14 protein-coding genes are annotated in these 14,516 nt (G+C 64.9%); 8 read left to right on the top strand and 6 right to left on the bottom strand.

Translation table 11 applies throughout. The annotated features are described in order from the left end of the window. Nucleotides 1–11 precede the first annotated feature (11 nt). Nucleotides 12–1,139 (bottom strand): septation protein SepH, encoded by a 1,128-nt coding sequence (sepH, locus tag L1F31_RS10770; protein ID WP_265417296.1) that lies wholly within the window; start codon nt 1,137–1,139, stop codon nt 12–14. Nucleotides 1,140–1,477: 338 nt separating this feature from the next. On the opposite strand from sepH, the gene L1F31_RS10765 reads away from it, so the two are divergent. Next, on the top strand, nt 1,478–2,590 hold the full coding sequence (locus L1F31_RS10765; protein WP_265417295.1) for a ferrochelatase: 1,113 nt from the start codon (nt 1,478–1,480) through the stop codon (nt 2,588–2,590). 142 nt (nt 2,591–2,732) lie between these two features. Here the strand turns inward: L1F31_RS10765 and L1F31_RS10760 are convergent, their stop codons facing one another. Then, nucleotides 2,733–2,960, bottom strand: coding sequence for a hypothetical protein (locus L1F31_RS10760; RefSeq protein WP_265417294.1), 228 nt, complete (start codon nt 2,958–2,960; stop codon nt 2,733–2,735). 285 nt (nt 2,961–3,245) lie between these two features. Between L1F31_RS10760 and L1F31_RS10755 the strand changes: the two genes are divergently transcribed. Continuing rightward, nucleotides 3,246–3,545 carry a DUF4193 domain-containing protein gene (locus L1F31_RS10755; RefSeq protein WP_135541258.1) on the top strand — a complete coding sequence of 100 codons (300 nt, stop codon included), beginning with the start codon at nt 3,246–3,248 and terminating at the stop codon, nt 3,543–3,545. 136 nt (nt 3,546–3,681) lie between these two features. On the opposite strand, the gene L1F31_RS10750 is transcribed toward L1F31_RS10755, so the two are convergent. Beyond that, entirely contained in the window at nt 3,682–4,137 is a 456-nt protein-coding gene (locus L1F31_RS10750) for a DUF3093 domain-containing protein (protein ID WP_265417293.1), read from the bottom strand. A 64-nt stretch (nt 4,138–4,201) separates the two neighbouring features. Between L1F31_RS10750 and dut the strand changes: the two genes are divergently transcribed. Genes dut through L1F31_RS10735 form a run of 3 tightly spaced genes read left to right on the top strand, consistent with a single transcriptional unit; the run spans nt 4,202 to nt 5,945 of the window. Continuing rightward, on the top strand, nt 4,202–4,675 hold the full coding sequence (gene dut, locus L1F31_RS10745) for a dUTP diphosphatase (RefSeq protein WP_265417292.1): 474 nt from the start codon (nt 4,202–4,204) through the stop codon (nt 4,673–4,675). Between the two features lie 7 nt (nt 4,676–4,682). Further along, the gene (locus L1F31_RS10740; RefSeq protein WP_265417291.1) at nt 4,683–5,561 is read left to right on the top strand and encodes a DUF3710 domain-containing protein; all 879 of its coding nucleotides are present in this window, start codon (nt 4,683–4,685) and stop codon (nt 5,559–5,561) included. Nucleotides 5,562–5,567: 6 nt separating this feature from the next. Continuing rightward, nucleotides 5,568–5,945 (top strand): OB-fold nucleic acid binding domain-containing protein, encoded by a 378-nt coding sequence (locus L1F31_RS10735; protein ID WP_265417290.1) that lies wholly within the window; start codon nt 5,568–5,570, stop codon nt 5,943–5,945. 39 nt (nt 5,946–5,984) lie between these two features. Here the strand turns inward: L1F31_RS10735 and L1F31_RS10730 are convergent, their stop codons facing one another. Both L1F31_RS10730 and L1F31_RS10725 read right to left on the bottom strand, forming a co-directional pair. Then, on the bottom strand, nt 5,985–6,716 hold the full coding sequence (locus L1F31_RS10730) for a potassium channel family protein (protein ID WP_265417289.1): 732 nt from the start codon (nt 6,714–6,716) through the stop codon (nt 5,985–5,987). Then, nucleotides 6,713–7,387: a potassium channel family protein gene (locus L1F31_RS10725; RefSeq protein WP_265417288.1), complete on the bottom strand. Its 675-nt coding sequence runs from the start codon at nt 7,385–7,387 to the stop codon at nt 6,713–6,715. The genes L1F31_RS10730 and L1F31_RS10725 overlap by 4 nt, the downstream gene beginning before the upstream one ends. A 138-nt stretch (nt 7,388–7,525) precedes the next feature. On the opposite strand from L1F31_RS10725, the gene L1F31_RS10720 reads away from it, so the two are divergent. Together L1F31_RS10720 and L1F31_RS10715 are read left to right on the top strand one after the other, a co-directional pair. Next, on the top strand, nt 7,526–9,430 hold the full coding sequence (locus tag L1F31_RS10720; protein WP_265417287.1) for an APC family permease: 1,905 nt from the start codon (nt 7,526–7,528) through the stop codon (nt 9,428–9,430). A gap of 7 nt (nt 9,431–9,437) precedes the next feature. Beyond that, nucleotides 9,438–10,871: a class I SAM-dependent RNA methyltransferase gene (locus L1F31_RS10715; RefSeq protein WP_265417286.1), complete on the top strand. Its 1,434-nt coding sequence runs from the start codon at nt 9,438–9,440 to the stop codon at nt 10,869–10,871. A gap of 150 nt (nt 10,872–11,021) precedes the next feature. Here L1F31_RS10715 and L1F31_RS10710 read toward each other — a convergent pair whose 3' ends face one another. Beyond that, nucleotides 11,022–11,216: a hypothetical protein gene (locus tag L1F31_RS10710; RefSeq protein WP_265417285.1), complete on the bottom strand. Its 195-nt coding sequence runs from the start codon at nt 11,214–11,216 to the stop codon at nt 11,022–11,024. Between the two features lie 335 nt (nt 11,217–11,551). Between L1F31_RS10710 and acnA the strand changes: the two genes are divergently transcribed. Next, nucleotides 11,552–14,236: an aconitate hydratase AcnA gene (gene acnA / locus L1F31_RS10705; RefSeq protein ID WP_265417284.1), complete on the top strand. Its 2,685-nt coding sequence runs from the start codon at nt 11,552–11,554 to the stop codon at nt 14,234–14,236. Nucleotides 14,237–14,516: the final 280 nt, after the last annotated feature.

Genomic DNA, 14,516 nt, shown 5'->3' with positions numbered 1-14,516 from the left:
GGTCCAGCAGGTCAGTCGCGCTTCGAGCCGAACATGATCTCGTCCCAGCTCGGGATCGACGCGCGCGTGTTCTTCTTCGACTTCGGCTTCGACTCCTTGGCCGCAGATGCGTCCGTGTACTGATCGGCGTGATCGCTGACCCCGGGCTCATTGAGCAGAGACAGCTGATTCTCGTCGTCGAAGACGCCGACCTTCTCGGTCGGCTCCTGCGGATCGTCCGTCGTCGGAGCAGGATCCTCGAAAGCGAAGACCTCGTCATCGGCGGCGGCTTCGGGCTTGCCGGGAGCCGTGTGCGCACCCTGCGGGTGGGTCTCCGGATCTTCGGTCACCGCACGCAGACGAGCTCGCGGCTCCTCCTCGGCCTCATAGTGGCGGCGCTTGCGCAGATTCTCCAGGATGCGGCCGGTCTCGGCCTGATGATCGCGGGACTGCTGCGAAGGAGCCGAACCAGCGGTCGGTCGCACGGGACCGTCCGAGGCGATCGACTCGGACGGCGCATCGGATGGTGGGAAGACGTCGACCTCCTCGGTGGACATCTGCCGTTCGGCTCCGGAACCGTAGTTCGGGATCGGGCCGGTGTCGGTGGGACCGGAATCGGCCAGCCACTTCGCTTCGTCGTCGATCGGGGTCAGCGAGCGACGGTAGTAGTGCCAGCTCGCGGTGCGGACACGGTCCGCGGCGGTGAAGCTGAGCTGGATGTACCAATTGCCGTCCTGCTGCTTCCAGGAATCCCACTCCATCGTGTCGATATTGACATCACGCATGGCCAGACGTTCCTGGCAGAGCTCGATGAGCGGAGTGGGCTCACCGTTGGGATCGTGATCGGAGTAGATCGGGTGCCGGCTGGCGAGGAAGGCGGTGCGTTCGCGTTCGGCCATGGCCGGGCCCTCATAGGTGCGCACGTACTCGAGGTCGGCTCCGGTGGAGGAGGCGACCTCCTCGGCGTCCATGCCGCCGCGGATCATGGCCTGGATGTCCTTGGGGCGCACGGGAGTATCGGATTTGGGGTGAGCACGGTCCTTGCGCACCGCAGCACTGAGAGCCTCGTCGAGGACGACTCGGTACTGAAGCCCGTTCTCGTCGTTCAACAGCAGATGAGTGCCATCTGCGTCGACTCCGTTCAAGATCAGTTCACGCATTGCCTTTAGCTCCTTCGTCGCGTCTCCCTAGAATCGTGTCACGTTCGGCGCGTCGCACCGGGCAGATTTGCACGCGAGTCGCGAAATCTCGGGCCGGTTCGGACTCTCCGGGGTCGAATCTGTGACCACGGACACTCAGAAACGTTCGGCGCAGCCACCCGGCGCCGTTCGGCGGCGTCAGCCGGCGGCGTTCGGCACGGCCACCCGGCGGCGTTCGGCACGGCCTTTTCGTGAACACTCGCCGGTGGATCTGCGGCCCGACGTCTGCACCGTGAGTGGGTGAGGCTCACTGTGCGGACAGCGGGCCCGGGCGCTCTACAGCCTGTAAAATCGAAACCGTGAATACGACTGCACCGATCGATGCCCTGATCCTCATGTCATTCGGAGGACCGGAGGCCCCAGAAGAAGTGGTTCCCTTCCTCCGCAACGTCACCGCCGGCCGCGGGATCCCGGAGGAGCGACTGGAGGAGGTGGGAGAGCACTACTTCGGCTTCGGAGGCAAATCTCCGATCAATGACCAGAACAAGGCTCTGCTGGCCGCGTTGCGGGCCGAACTCGACCGTCGCGGCATCGACACGCCGCTGATCTGGGGCAACCGCAATTGGGATCCCTACCTCACCGACGAGGTGCGCACTCTCGCACAGAAGGGTGCGACGAATTTCCTGTCGATCGACACCTCCGCCTACTCCTCGTACTCCTCCTGCCGCCAGTACCGTGAGGACTTCGCCCAGACGATCGACACGCTGGGCGGAGAAGGCCTCACCGTCTCGATCGACAAGATCCGACAGTTCTACAACCATCCCGGCTACGCCGAGGCCTGCGCCGACTGCCTGAACCAGGGCCTCGCAGACTTCAAGGACCAGGTCGGCGAACTCGATGCGGCCAAGCACCGCATCCTCTTCGTCACCCACTCGATCCCGAACGTCATGCAGGACGCTTCGGCGGTCACCACCAACGGCTACCTCGCCCAGCACGAGGAGCTCATGAATCACCTCATGGATGGTGTGGCCGAGTCCGAGCGGGTGCCTTTCGAACTCGTCTACTGCTCCCGGTCCGGTTCCCCGGAGGTGCCGTGGCTCGAACCCGACGTCAACGATCGGATGGCCGAACTCGCCGAGGCGGGGGTGACCGGCGTCGTGCTCGTGCCCATCGGCTTCATCTCCGATCACATGGAGGTCGCATTCGACCTCGACACCGAGGCGAAGGAGACCGCAGACGAGCTCGGCTTCGCGTTCACCCGCGTCGCGACCGTCGGCACCCATCAGGCGTTCGTGTCCGGTCTTGTCGATCTCGTCGAGGAACGAGTCGCGCAGCTGCGCGGTGAACAGATCGAGGCCCCGGCCCTCCCCGGGACGAAGGCGCTGGTGCCCGGCAGCGGAGCTTGCAGCATCGACTGCTGTCGCGGTCGCATCGAACGCGCCACTTATCCGAACTGGGAGCCAGCGAGCTGAGACCGGCCGGGCGACGGGGAACCGGTCCGTCGGTCGCCCCCGTCGGCCCCTGTGAACCGGCGCGGCCGGCCGCGAACCGGCCCGGACATGAAGAACCCTCCCTCACCGAATCGGTGGGGGAGGGTTCGTCTTTCTCAGGTTCTCAGGCGTCTTCCGGGCTCGGGATGACGGGCAGTGCGCCCGTCTCGGCCTGGATCACCTCGGCGATAGGACCGGTGTCGACGTCATTGCGGCCGGCGAGCTCCATGAGATTCTGGAGGTCGTCGATGAGGTTCTCGACGAGGAAGTCGTCACCGGCGGACCGGGCCTCGTGAATGCGATGACGGACATCATCGATTCGGGTATCGAGCTGATCAGCGAATTCACTCATAGTGGATCCGTCCTTCCTGGGGCCGCCTCCGGAGAGGACGAACCCGGTGTTCGACCGGCAGAGTGAACTGTCGGTGCTGTCCATCACAAGTATTCTTGCAGAGCTTTTCGAGAACTCTATGTGTGGCCGTCATATGCAGACAAGCTGGTGATGAGAATCACCGCATAGGGTACGCCCTCCATCTTGCCAACGGCAAGCATACAGTGCACAATGCTGGGGACACGTCACGCGGAGGATACGCCAATCCTCTTCGGCACCCCCCTGGACAGAGAGCGATGAGGCCATATGGCAACAGACTACGACGCACCTCGCAAGCAAGACGATGAGATCAAGAGCGATTCGATCGAACAGCTAAAGGCTCAGCGCTCACAGGCGCAGGCAAGCAAGATCGATGAAGACGAAACTGCGGTCGCCGAAGGGTTCGAACTCCCCGGTGCGGACCTGTCGAACGAAGAACTCTCCGTCCGTGTTCTCCCCAAACAGAACGACGAGTTCACCTGCATGGAATGCTTCTTGGTCCGTCACCGTTCGCAGCTTGCGACCGAGGAGGGCGGCGTTCCGATCTGCACGGATTGTGCAGGCTGATTCGCTTCTCTCTTCATACACGGAACGCGCCCTTCGCAATGAAGGGCGCGTTCTGTATTTCACTCTTTGCTACCTGACGGCGCCCCAGCAACCCGGCGCCGGGTTGCTGGGGCGCCGTCAGGTAGCAAATGGGGCGTCAGCTGTTGAGTGCGTCTGCCAGTTCCTTCGCGCGGCGGGTGGACACGAGCCAGTAGGGAGTGGGGTCGGAGGCGTCTTCGAGATCGATGCGCACGACGTCCTTCGCCCAGGGACGGATCTTGAGGAAGGCCCGAGCGTCGAGGTCGACTCCGCGAGCCTGGCGGGCCGCCTCGCCGAGGAAAGCCTGCGCCCGTGGAACGAACTTCCGGTCGATATGGGCCTCGCCGACGAACAGCTGCTGCTCCGTGACGATGATCGTCACGGTCAGAGAGCTCAGCCACCAGGCGAAGAGCACGAAGCTGATGACGGGCAGGATGATCGTGCCCCAGGGCCAGACGGGGGCGACCATGAGCGCCGTCGATGCCGCACCCACCACGACGAGGATCCACATGCCGATCGAAGCACGGACCTTTTCCTGGAATATCACTTGGGTTCCAGATTGCATTGTTGCCATGGCCCCATTGTCCCATAGCGAAGAGTTTGGCCGCGCTCAGGCTGGAGCGTTAGAGTGCATCTTTGTGACGGAAACCCTGAAGATCGACCTCCAGATCCTGGACACGGGAATGAGCGCGCCCGCCTACGCGCACGCGAGCGATGCCGGGGCCGACCTGCGCTCGACCATCGACTTCGTTCTCGAGCCCTTCGAGCGCCGCGTCGTGCCCACCGGGATCGCGATCGCCCTGCCTGAAGGCTATGCGGCGTTCGTGCATCCGCGCTCGGGCCTGTCGAGCAAGCACGGGGTCACCGTCGTCAACGCGCCGGGCACCATCGACGCGGGCTACCGCGGCGAGATCAAAGTGCCGCTCATCAACCTCGACGCGAAGACCCCGCTGCGCATCGCCCGCGGCGACCGCATCGCCCAGCTCGTGATCCAAGCAGTGGCCCAGGCCGACTTCGAGGTCGTCGACACCCTCGACGACAGCGACCGCGGAGCCGGAGGATTCGGCTCCACCGGCGGAATCGACGCCGGCTTCAGCGACAAGGAGAAGTGAGGACTCAATGGGACTGTTCTCCCGTTTCAAGAAGACCGCACCGGACGACGACATCCGCGCCGATGACGACATCAACGACGACGAAGAGCTCACCGACACCGAGGCGGCCGACCTCGAAGCCGACGACGCTGAGTCCGAGGACGACGGCGCTGAGTCCGAGGACGCAGCGACCGATGACGCAGAGTCCGATGACGCAGAGTCCGATGATGCTGAGTCGGACGAGGACGTCGACGAGGACGAGGCGCTGCTGGAGAAGTCCGCGCCCTTCGACCGGTCCGAGAAGGGCCCGTTCGACATCTCCGAGGACTACCCGGAGCATGACCGACTCGACCTCGGCGCGCTCAAGGTGCCCGTCGTCGACGGCATGCAGGTGCGTCTGGACACCGACGACGATTCGCAGCGCGTGCTCGCTGTGACCCTCATCCATGACGGCGGGGGCATCCAGCTTCAGGCGTTCGCGACCCCACGCTCCGAAGGACTGTGGAACACCGTGCGCCGACAGCTGGCCGAATCTGTCACCAAACAGGGCGGCGAATCGACCGAGCTGCACACATCGCTCGGCAAGGAACTGGCCATCGAGGTCCCGGCGAAGACGGAATCCGGACGCCCCGGCAGACGAGCCATGCGCTTCGCCGGCATCGACGGCCCCCGCTGGTTCATCCGTGCCGTGTTCTCCGGCAAGGCCGTGACCGATGACGAGATCCGCGCCGAACTCTCAGCACTCTTCCGCGGAGTCGTCGTCGATCGCGGTGAGGAAGCCATGGCACCCAGGGAACTCATCGCGCTGACCGCACCGCAGGTCGATGCCGCCGACGATGAAGAGAAGAAGGACGAGGACGAGCTCAACCCCTTCGAACGCGGTCCTGAGATCACAGAGGTCCGCTGACCGGGGATGTTGGATCTCATCACGCGCCTCGTGCGCGACTTCGGGTCCCGCGATGCCGAAGCCCGCGCTGACCTGCGCCTCGTCAGCCAGGTCCCCGGAGTCGTGCCGGTCGAAGACCTTGAGGCACGGAAGACCTCGCGCATCGCCGGGGTCGTCTCCGCCATCACGCAGTCGTGCAGCGGCGACAGCCCCAGACTCGACATCACCGTGGCCGACGGCACCGGTGAGGCCCGCGCCCAGTTCCTCGGGCGTCGCGAGATCAGCGGCATCCGACCCGGGGCGCTCATCGTCTTGGAAGGACGGTTCTGCGGCAAGGACGGCGTGCTGACCGCGCACAATCCCGTCTACGAGCTCTTACAGACCCGCGACGACTCAGACGCCTGACTCAGAGGTCTGAGTCAGGCGACGGTTACGACACTTGATTCAGTCGCCGGTCGGCTCTGTGATCTCCACTGAATCTTCGGTCTCTGCCGTCTCCGCAGACTCGGCCGTCTTCGTCGTCTCCTGCAGCAGTTCGAGCAGCGCTCCCTCCTGATCGGGAGAGGAGAGGAAGAACAGTTCGTCTCCGGCCTCGATGACATCATCGGGACTGGGCGCGAACGCCCGTGAATTGCGGATGATCGCCACGAGCACCGTGTCGAGCGGGAATGTGATTCCGCCGATGCGTTCGGCCACGAGCTCGGCGTTCTCGTGCACCGTGAACTCGAGCAGACCGGCCTGGCCGCGTTCGAAGCTCATGAGGTGGACGAGTCCGCCGACCTCCACCGCCTCCTCGACGAGAGCGGTCATCAGCCGTGGAGTCGACACGGCGACGTCGACACCCCAGTTGTCGTCGAAGAGCCATTCGTTCTTCGGATTATTCACCCGCGACACCGTCCGGGGCACACCGAACTCGGTCTTCGCCAGCAGGGAGAGAACGAGATTCGTCTTATCGTCTCCGGTCGCAGCCACGACGACATCGGCTTCCTCGAGTCCCGCCTCGGCGAGGCCGGCGAGCTCACACGCATCAGAGAGCAGCCATTCGGCACCCGGAATCCGCTCATGACCGAGCGCTTCCTTGCTCTGGTCGATGAGCAGGACCGAATGCTCTTTGTCGATGAGCTCCCGGGCCACCGACCGACCGACGGAACCGGCCCCGGCGATGACGACCCTCATAGTTCTTCCTCCACGGGATTGACGGGCTGATCGAGGATCCGTTCGATCTCGCCGAGGCGGTCGACCGGAGCCATGAGATGGACGAGGTCCCCGTCCTGGATGAGCAGATCATCATGGGCGACGATGCCCTCGGACAGGCGAGTGACATAGGTGACCCGCGCCTTCGTCCGTGATTCGATCTCCTTGATCGGACGGGCCACCCAACCGGGGTCGAGGTGGACTTCGGCAAGGACCAGATTGCCGGAGGGCTCACGGTATTCGGTGATCGATCCCTGCGGAACGAGTTTGCGCATCACCTGCTCGGCCGTCCACCGCACGGTGGGCACAGTGGGGATGCCGAGGCGTTCGAAGACCTGCGCACGGTCGGGGTCGTAGATGCGGGCCGCGACATTCGTGACCCCGAAGGTCTCACGGGCGACACGCGCGGCGAGGATATTCGAGTTGTCCCCGCTCGAGACGGCCGCGAAGGCGAAGGCATCTGAGGTCTTCGCCTGGGAGAGGGTCTCACGGTCGAAGCCGACCCCGGTGATGGTCGACCCGCTGAAATCACGACCGAGTTTGAGGAACGCGTCCGGGTTCCGGTCGACGACGGCGACGGAGTGCCCATTCGCATCAAGGGCCTTGGCCAGGGAGGCCCCGACTCGGCCGCAGCCCATAATCACGAAGTGCATGGGGGTTTTCCTCTCCGCAGTGATCTACCATTGGTTGCCGTGGCCAGCAGTTTTTCTGATGCCGTCAAAAGACTACTCGTTGGACGGCCCTTCCGCAGTGAGGACAGGCGTGCACCAGCGCTGAATAAGCGCATCGCAATGCCCGTCTTCGCCTCCGACATGCTCTCATCGGTGGCCTATGCTCCCGATGAGATCCTGCTGGCGCTGTCGCTGACCTCGCTTGTGGCACTCACGGTGTCTCCGTGGATCGGTGTGGCAGTGGGCATCGTCATCCTCGTGATCGTCGCCTGCTACCGCATCAACGTCAAGGCCTATCCCTCCGGCGGAGGCGACTACGAGGTGGCTTCGAAGAACCTCGGATCAGGGGCAGGACTCGTCGTGGCAGCGGCCCTGCTCGTCGACTATGTGCTCACCCTGGCCGTGTCGATGACGGTGTTCGCCGCCTACATCACGACGGCGTTCCCGACACTCGCCCCGTACCGGGTGCCGGTGGCGATCGTCGGCATCCTGCTCATCTGCTTCGCGGGACTCCGCGGGTCGCGGGCGACTCCGATGCTTCTGGCCGTTCCCACCTATCTGTTCCTCGGCGCTGTGTTCCTCACGATGAGCGTCGGCCTCATCCGGGTCGGTCTCGGTGACACCCCGCACGCGCAGACTGCCGACTATACGATCGTGCACAGCAACCTCGGCGATCAGGCGACTCTCGGATTGGCCACGGTCCTCATCGTGCTGCGTGCCTTCTCTTCCGGTGCCGTCGCGCTGGCGGGTGTCCAGACCGTGGCCACGGCGGTGCCGGCGTTCAAGAAGCCGCGCGGCAAGAACGCCGGCAACACGCTGCTGCTCTCCGGTCTCCTTGCCGCTCTCATGCTCACCGGTCTGACCTACCTGGCCTCGGTTACGGGAATCAAATACGTCGACGACCCGCATCTCTACCTCGTCCGCGGCGACGGCAGCCCGGTCAGCGCCGAATACGAGCAGGAGCCCGTGCTCGCCCAATTGGCGCATGCGATCTTCGACAATGCTCCCGTCATGTTCTACATCGTCGTGCTCATCACCGCCCTCGTGCTCATCGCCGCAGCGAACACCGCTGTCGAGGGCTTCCCCGGATTGGCCTCCCGACTGGCGCGCGACGAATTCCTGCCCAGGCAGCTGGCGACGAAGGGGGACCGGCTCACCTTCTCCAACGGCATCCTCCTGTTGGCGGCGGCAGCGATCGTCCTCGTCATCGCCACGTCCGCCTCGGCGACGACGCTCATCCAGCTCTACCTCGTCGGCGTCTTCGCCAGCTTCGTCCTCGGGCAGGCGGGCATGGTCCTGCACTGGCGCAAGCGGCTGCGGCTGGTCATCGATTCGAAGACTCGGGTGCGGATGCACTTCAACCGGATCGTCAACGCCGTCGGCTGCGTGCTCGCCGCCGGTGTGCTCATCGTCGTCATCGTCTCGAAGTTCCTCGCCGGAGCTTGGCTGGCCGTGGCCGCGATGGCAGGTCTCTACCTCATCATGGGCGCGATCCACCGGCACTACTCCCGGGTCACGCGGGAGCTCGCCCCGGATGCCGACGTGAACTCGCGGACGATTCCGTCGAACACGCACGCGATCGTCGTCGTCAGCGAAATCGACAAACCCACGATGCGCGCCCTCTCCTATGCCCGCGTCACCCGGTCGAGCCAGCTCGAAGCCGTCACCGTGGCAGTCGACGAGGAAGCCGCGGCCCATCTGCAGAAGCGGTGGAACGAGATGGAGCTGCCGGTGCCGCTGACGGTGCTCGGGTCGCCCTATCGCGAACTCGTGCGACCGATGCTCGCCCACATCCTCGCCATCCGCCGCAGGTCGCCTCGCGATCTCGTCATCGTCTACATTCCGCAGTTCGTCGTCGGGCGCTGGTGGGAGCACATCCTGCACAACCAGGTGGCACTCAAGCTGCGCACCCGCCTGCTGCTCGTGCCGAACGTCGTCGTGGTCTCCGTGCCGTGGCGTCTGAAATCCTTCTCCCGTCAATACGGTGGAGACGGCCCCGATCCCTCGCTGTACAGACAGGCCTAGACAACGCATGAGTGACACAATTCTTCCCGCTCAGGAACTCACCCTCGACATCGAGTCACCGGCCGCCGGAGGCACCTCCGTCGCCCGCCACGACGGACAGGTCGTCTTCGTCACCGGTGCGCTTCCCGGTGAGAAGGTCCGGGCACGCACCGAGGCGGGACCGGCGGCGAAGTTCCTCCGCGCCGATGTGATCGAGGTCCTGGAGGCCTCCCCGCACAGGGTCTCCGACCGGCGGGCCGCCTATGCAGTCTCCGGGTTGGGTGGCGGCGGCACGACGACTGGGTTCGGCGGTCGCGCCGCGGCCGGATTTGACGGCGCGGCGGCCGGGTTCGGCGGCGCGACGGCCGGATTCGACGGCGCGGCGGCCGGATTCGACGGCGCGGCGGCCGGATTCGGCGGGATGGAATACGCGCATGTCGACCTCGCGCATTCCCGCACGCTCAAGGCCGAGGTGCTCAACGACCAGTTGGCTCGCATCGGTCACATCGACCGGCAGGCTGAGGTCCTGCCGGCGCCGAACGAGGCCGACGGCACCGATTGGCGCACCCGCGTCCAGCTCGCCGTCGATGCCGAGGGCCGGCCCGGAATGCTCGCGCCTCGTTCCCATGACGTCATTCCCGTGACCACTCCGCCGCTGGCGGCGGGACCGCTGCACGACCTCGACGTCGCAGCGCTTCGGGTGCCCGGAGTCCGGCGCCTCGAGTTCGCGTGGTCCGGGGACCACGGCGCACTCATCGTCCGCGGCCCAGCTACGAGTCAGGCCGTCGCGGAGATCGACGCCTGGCTGCCGGACTCCTTCTCTCTGCTCGCCGAGGCGGCCGAGACCGGCGGTCGTCGACAACGCCAGCGGGGCCGGCGCCGGGGACCTGTACACCCCGAGCTCGCTGTCGTCCGCGGCCGTCGAACCCTCACCGAGACGGTCTCCGGGCGGGAGTTCACGGTTGCCGCCGACGGATTCTGGCAGGTGCACAGGGACGCGGCAGAACTGCTCAGCTCTGAAGTCGTCGCCGCCGTGCCCGACCGGGTCGAGTCACTCACCGACCTCTACTGCGGTGTCGGCGTGCTCGGCATCACGGCGGCTCGGGCGACCGGGGCACCGCTGTTCGGCGTCGAGGGGGTCGGCCCGGCGATCGAGCATGCACGTGAGAACGCTGCCGATATCGACGCCCGATTCCTCACCCTCAACGTCGATCGGGTCCGGCTGCCCGATTCCGATGTCATCATCCTCGACCCTCCTCGGGCCGGGGCCGGGAAGACTGTCACCTCGGGGCTCATCGATTCCTCGGCGAGCACCCTCGTGTATGTCTCCTGCGATCCTGCGACGCTGGCCCGTGATCTCGCACGGCTGACCGCCGGGGGATTCGCGATCGAGAGCCTCACAGGATTCGATCTCTTCCCCCTCACCTCGCATCTGGAGACGGTCACCGTCCTCCGACGGTGACCCCATCGGGGGCGGGCCGCATCTCAACCGAGGCGGCCCACCTCGGGGAGGGGACGATCGGGATGTTCAGCCGCCTCGGCGAGGGCCTGATTGGGATGCACCGCCTCGGCGAAGGCCCAGCTGGGATGGTCAGCCGCCTCGGCGAGGGGATCAGCCGACGCGGTTGCGGCGGGGGAGGAGCACGAGGGCGATGAGGGCGATGAACGTCGTGAGGAATCCCCACAGTCCCCACCAGCGGCCGGAACGGCCTCTCTCCTTGGCGAACGAATTGCAGATCACGGCGAAGATGATGCCGACGAGCAGCGCGCCGAAACCGAATCCGGCGCCGAGTGTGAACGGGTCCATGAGTGTCTCCTCGGAGCGATATGAGTGTGCGGCGAAGGGCCGCGTGCGGTGGTGCGGGCAGGCCCGCGATATGGTTCTCACACTAGGCTCGCGGGGGTCTCAGCGTCCCTGACGATGGCCGTCGACGTCAGTGCGGAAAACCCGATCCGAGGGTTTCGATCATCCGTGTGCCACGGTGGTCAAAGCACCGTGAATGCGATAGAATTTATCTTGACGTCAAGATACTTTTGGAAACATATGTGTCGCGTAAATCGGTGCGCGGTGCAAGGGCCTGCCCGGCGATTCGGAACGGTCCGGTTTCTTGGATGAGTATCGGATGAAACAGGAGAATCACGATGAGCAACGTCGATACGTTCAAATCGAAGAGCACCCTGACCGTAGGCGATAAGGATTATGAGATCTATCGCCTGGACAAGGTCAAGGGATCGGAGAAGCTTCCCTTCAGCCTCAAGGTGCTGTTGGAGAACCTGCTGCGCACTGAAGACGGCGCAAACATCACCTCGGAGCACATCGAGGCACTCGGCAGCTGGGATCCCAACGCCGAGCCGGACACCGAGATCCAGTTCACCCCGGCCCGCGTGGTGATGCAGGACTTCACCGGTGTGCCCTGCATCGTCGACCTCGCCACGATGCGCGAGAAGGTCGTCGAACTCGGCGGCAACCCGGATCAGGTCAACCCGCTGGCTCCCGCCGAACTGGTCATCGACCACTCGGTGCAGATCGACCGCTTCGGCACCGCCGACGCCGTCGAGCTCAACATGGACATCGAATACCAGCGCAACGGTGAGCGCTACCAGTTCCTGCGCTGGGGCCAGACCGCATTCGAAGACTTCAAGGTCGTGCCTCCGGGCATGGGCATCGTCCACCAGGTCAACATCGAGCACCTGGCTCGCGTGGTCATGCCGCGCGAGGTCGACGGAGTCCTCCGGGCCTACCCGGACACCCTGGTCGGCACCGACTCGCACACCACCATGGTCAACGGCCTCGGTGTGCTCGGTTGGGGCGTCGGCGGCATCGAGGCAGAGGCGGCCATGCTCGGCCAGCCCGTGTCGATGCTCATCCCGCGCGTCGTCGGCTTCAAGCTCACCGGCGAGATCCCCTCCGGAGTGACCGCAACCGACGTTGTGCTCACGATCACCGATATGCTCCGTCAGCACGGTGCCGTCGGCAAGTTCGTCGAGTTCTACGGCAAGGGCGTCGCCGAGGTGCCGCTGGCCAACCGTGCGACGATCGGCAATATGAGCCCCGAGTTCGGTTCGACCGCGGCGATCTTCCCGATCGACGAAGTCACCATCGACTACCTCAAGCTCACCGGCCGTTCGGCCGAGCAGATCCAGCTCGTCGAGGACTACGCGAAGACCCAGGGTCTGTGGCACGATCCGAGCAAGGAAGTCGAGTACTCCGAGTACCTCGAACTCGACCTGTCCACCGTGGTGCCCTCGATCTCCGGACCGAAGCGCCCGCAGGATCGCATCGAACTCTCCGACGCGAAGAACCAGTTCGCCAAGGACATCCACAACTACGCCGCGCCCGGCGAGGAGTCGAAGTCCGTGGACGTCACCACCGGCAACGGCGAGTCGTTCGAGCTGGCCAACGGTGCTGTGGCGATCGCCTCGATCACCTCCTGCACGAACACCTCGAACCCCTCGGTGATGATGGCTGCCGGCCTGCTGGCACGCAATGCCCGCAAGCGCGGGCTCAACTCCAAGCCGTGGGTCAAGACCTCGATCGCACCGGGTTCGAAGGTCGTCACGAACTACTACGAGAAGGCCGGGCTCATCGAGGATCTCGAGGCTCTGAACTTCTTCATCGTCGGCTACGGCTGCACGACCTGCATCGGCAACTCCGGTCCGCTGGACTCGGAGATCTCCGACAGCATCCAGGACAACGACCTCGCGGTCACCGCAGTCCTGTCGGGCAACCGCAACTTCGAGGGCCGCATCAGCCCGGACGTGAAGATGAACTACCTCGCTTCGCCTCCGCTGGTCATCGCCTATGCACTGGCCGGAACCATGGACTTCGACTTCGAGAATCAGCCTCTGGGCAAGGACTCCGAGGGCGTCGACGTCTACCTGGCTGATCTCTGGCCGTCGCCGGAAGAGGTCGAGTCGGTCATCGCCTCGTCGATCTCCACTGACATGTTCGACAGCGAATACGGTCGGATCTTCGATGGTGACGAGCGCTGGCAGCAGCTCGACACCCCTGAGGGCAAGATCTTCGAGTGGGACGACAAGTCGACCTACGTGCGCAAGCCCACCTTCTTCGACGGCATGGGACTCAAGCCCGAAGCCGTCAAGGACATCAAGGGTGCACGCGTGCTCGCGAAGCTGGGCGACTCGGTGACCACCGACCACATCTCGCCTGCAGGTTCCTTCAAGGCCGACACCCCGGCCGGCAAGTACCTCGTCGGGAACGGTGTCGAGCGCAAGGACTTCAACTCCTACGGCTCGCGCCGCGGCAACCACGAAGTCATGATCCGCGGAACGTTCGCGAACATCCGCCTGCAGAACCAGCTCCTCGACGGAGTCCAGGGTGGCTTCACCCGCGACTTCTCGCAGGAAGGCGCTCCGCAGACGACGATCTACGATGCCTCCGTGAACTACCAGGCCGCCGGAACCCCGCTGGTCGTGCTCGGTGGCAAGGAGTACGGTTCGGGATCCTCGCGTGACTGGGCCGCCAAGGGCACCAAGTTGCTCGGTGTCGAAGCTGTCATCACCGAGAGCTTCGAGCGCATCCACCGCTCGAACCTCATCGGCATGGGCGTTCTGCCGCTGCAGTTCCCCGCCGGCGAATCCGCTGATTCGCTCGGACTCGACGGCACCGAGACCTTCTCCATCGAGGGCGTCACGGAGCTCAACGAGGGCAAGACCCCGGCGACCGTCAAGGTCACCGCCGAGAAGGAAGACGGCACGAAGGTCGAATTCGACGCCGTGGTCCGCATCGACACCCCGGGTGAAGCCGACTACTACCGCAACGGCGGCATCCTGCAGTACGTCCTGCGTCAGCTGGCCGACGCCTGATCCTCAGGTGTCGTGCTGAGTCACTGACTCCGACGTGAGTCACTGACTCGGATGTGAGTCTCTGATTCGCTGCTGGCGGCTCTCGCTGAGTCGCTGAGCCGGAACACAACGAGGGCCGGTGGGTTTCGACCCACCGGCCTTCGTCGTACCTGGGTGGCGGGCGATCCAATAGGTAGGGCGGCGTCCGTCACCGTTAGCGGCTGATCCTACAGGTGCTGCGGCATCCCTCACCGTTGGCGGCTCAACCACTCGTTGCACCGGGGCGGTGTGAAGCCAGCGG

Origin of the sequence: Brevibacterium spongiae, from assembly GCF_026168515.1 — a bacterium.
Classification (GTDB): domain Bacteria; phylum Actinomycetota; class Actinomycetes; order Actinomycetales; family Brevibacteriaceae; genus Brevibacterium; species Brevibacterium spongiae.
The sequence above is the reverse complement of the archived record's forward strand: the minus strand, read 5'-3'. Positions and strand labels throughout refer to the sequence as shown.

Coding starts and splice junctions, on each gene's coding strand:
- sepH (WP_265417296.1), bottom strand. CDS start 1,139: ATGCGTGAACTGATCTTGAACGGAGTCGACGCAGATGGCACTCATCTG.
- L1F31_RS10760 (WP_265417294.1), bottom strand. CDS start 2,960: ATGAGTGAATTCGCTGATCAGCTCGATACCCGAATCGATGATGTCCGT.
- L1F31_RS10755 (WP_135541258.1), top strand. CDS start 3,246: ATGGCAACAGACTACGACGCACCTCGCAAGCAAGACGATGAGATCAAG.
- L1F31_RS10750 (WP_265417293.1), bottom strand. CDS start 4,137: ATGGCAACAATGCAATCTGGAACCCAAGTGATATTCCAGGAAAAGGTC.
- L1F31_RS10740 (WP_265417291.1), top strand. CDS start 4,683: ATGGGACTGTTCTCCCGTTTCAAGAAGACCGCACCGGACGACGACATC.
- L1F31_RS10735 (WP_265417290.1), top strand. CDS start 5,568: ATGTTGGATCTCATCACGCGCCTCGTGCGCGACTTCGGGTCCCGCGAT.
- L1F31_RS10730 (WP_265417289.1), bottom strand. CDS start 6,716: ATGAGGGTCGTCATCGCCGGGGCCGGTTCCGTCGGTCGGTCGGTGGCC.
- L1F31_RS10725 (WP_265417288.1), bottom strand. CDS start 7,387: ATGCACTTCGTGATTATGGGCTGCGGCCGAGTCGGGGCCTCCCTGGCC.
- L1F31_RS10720 (WP_265417287.1), top strand. CDS start 7,526: ATGCCCGTCTTCGCCTCCGACATGCTCTCATCGGTGGCCTATGCTCCC.
- L1F31_RS10715 (WP_265417286.1), top strand. CDS start 9,438: ATGAGTGACACAATTCTTCCCGCTCAGGAACTCACCCTCGACATCGAG.
- L1F31_RS10710 (WP_265417285.1), bottom strand. CDS start 11,216: ATGGACCCGTTCACACTCGGCGCCGGATTCGGTTTCGGCGCGCTGCTC.
- acnA (WP_265417284.1), top strand. CDS start 11,552: ATGAGCAACGTCGATACGTTCAAATCGAAGAGCACCCTGACCGTAGGC.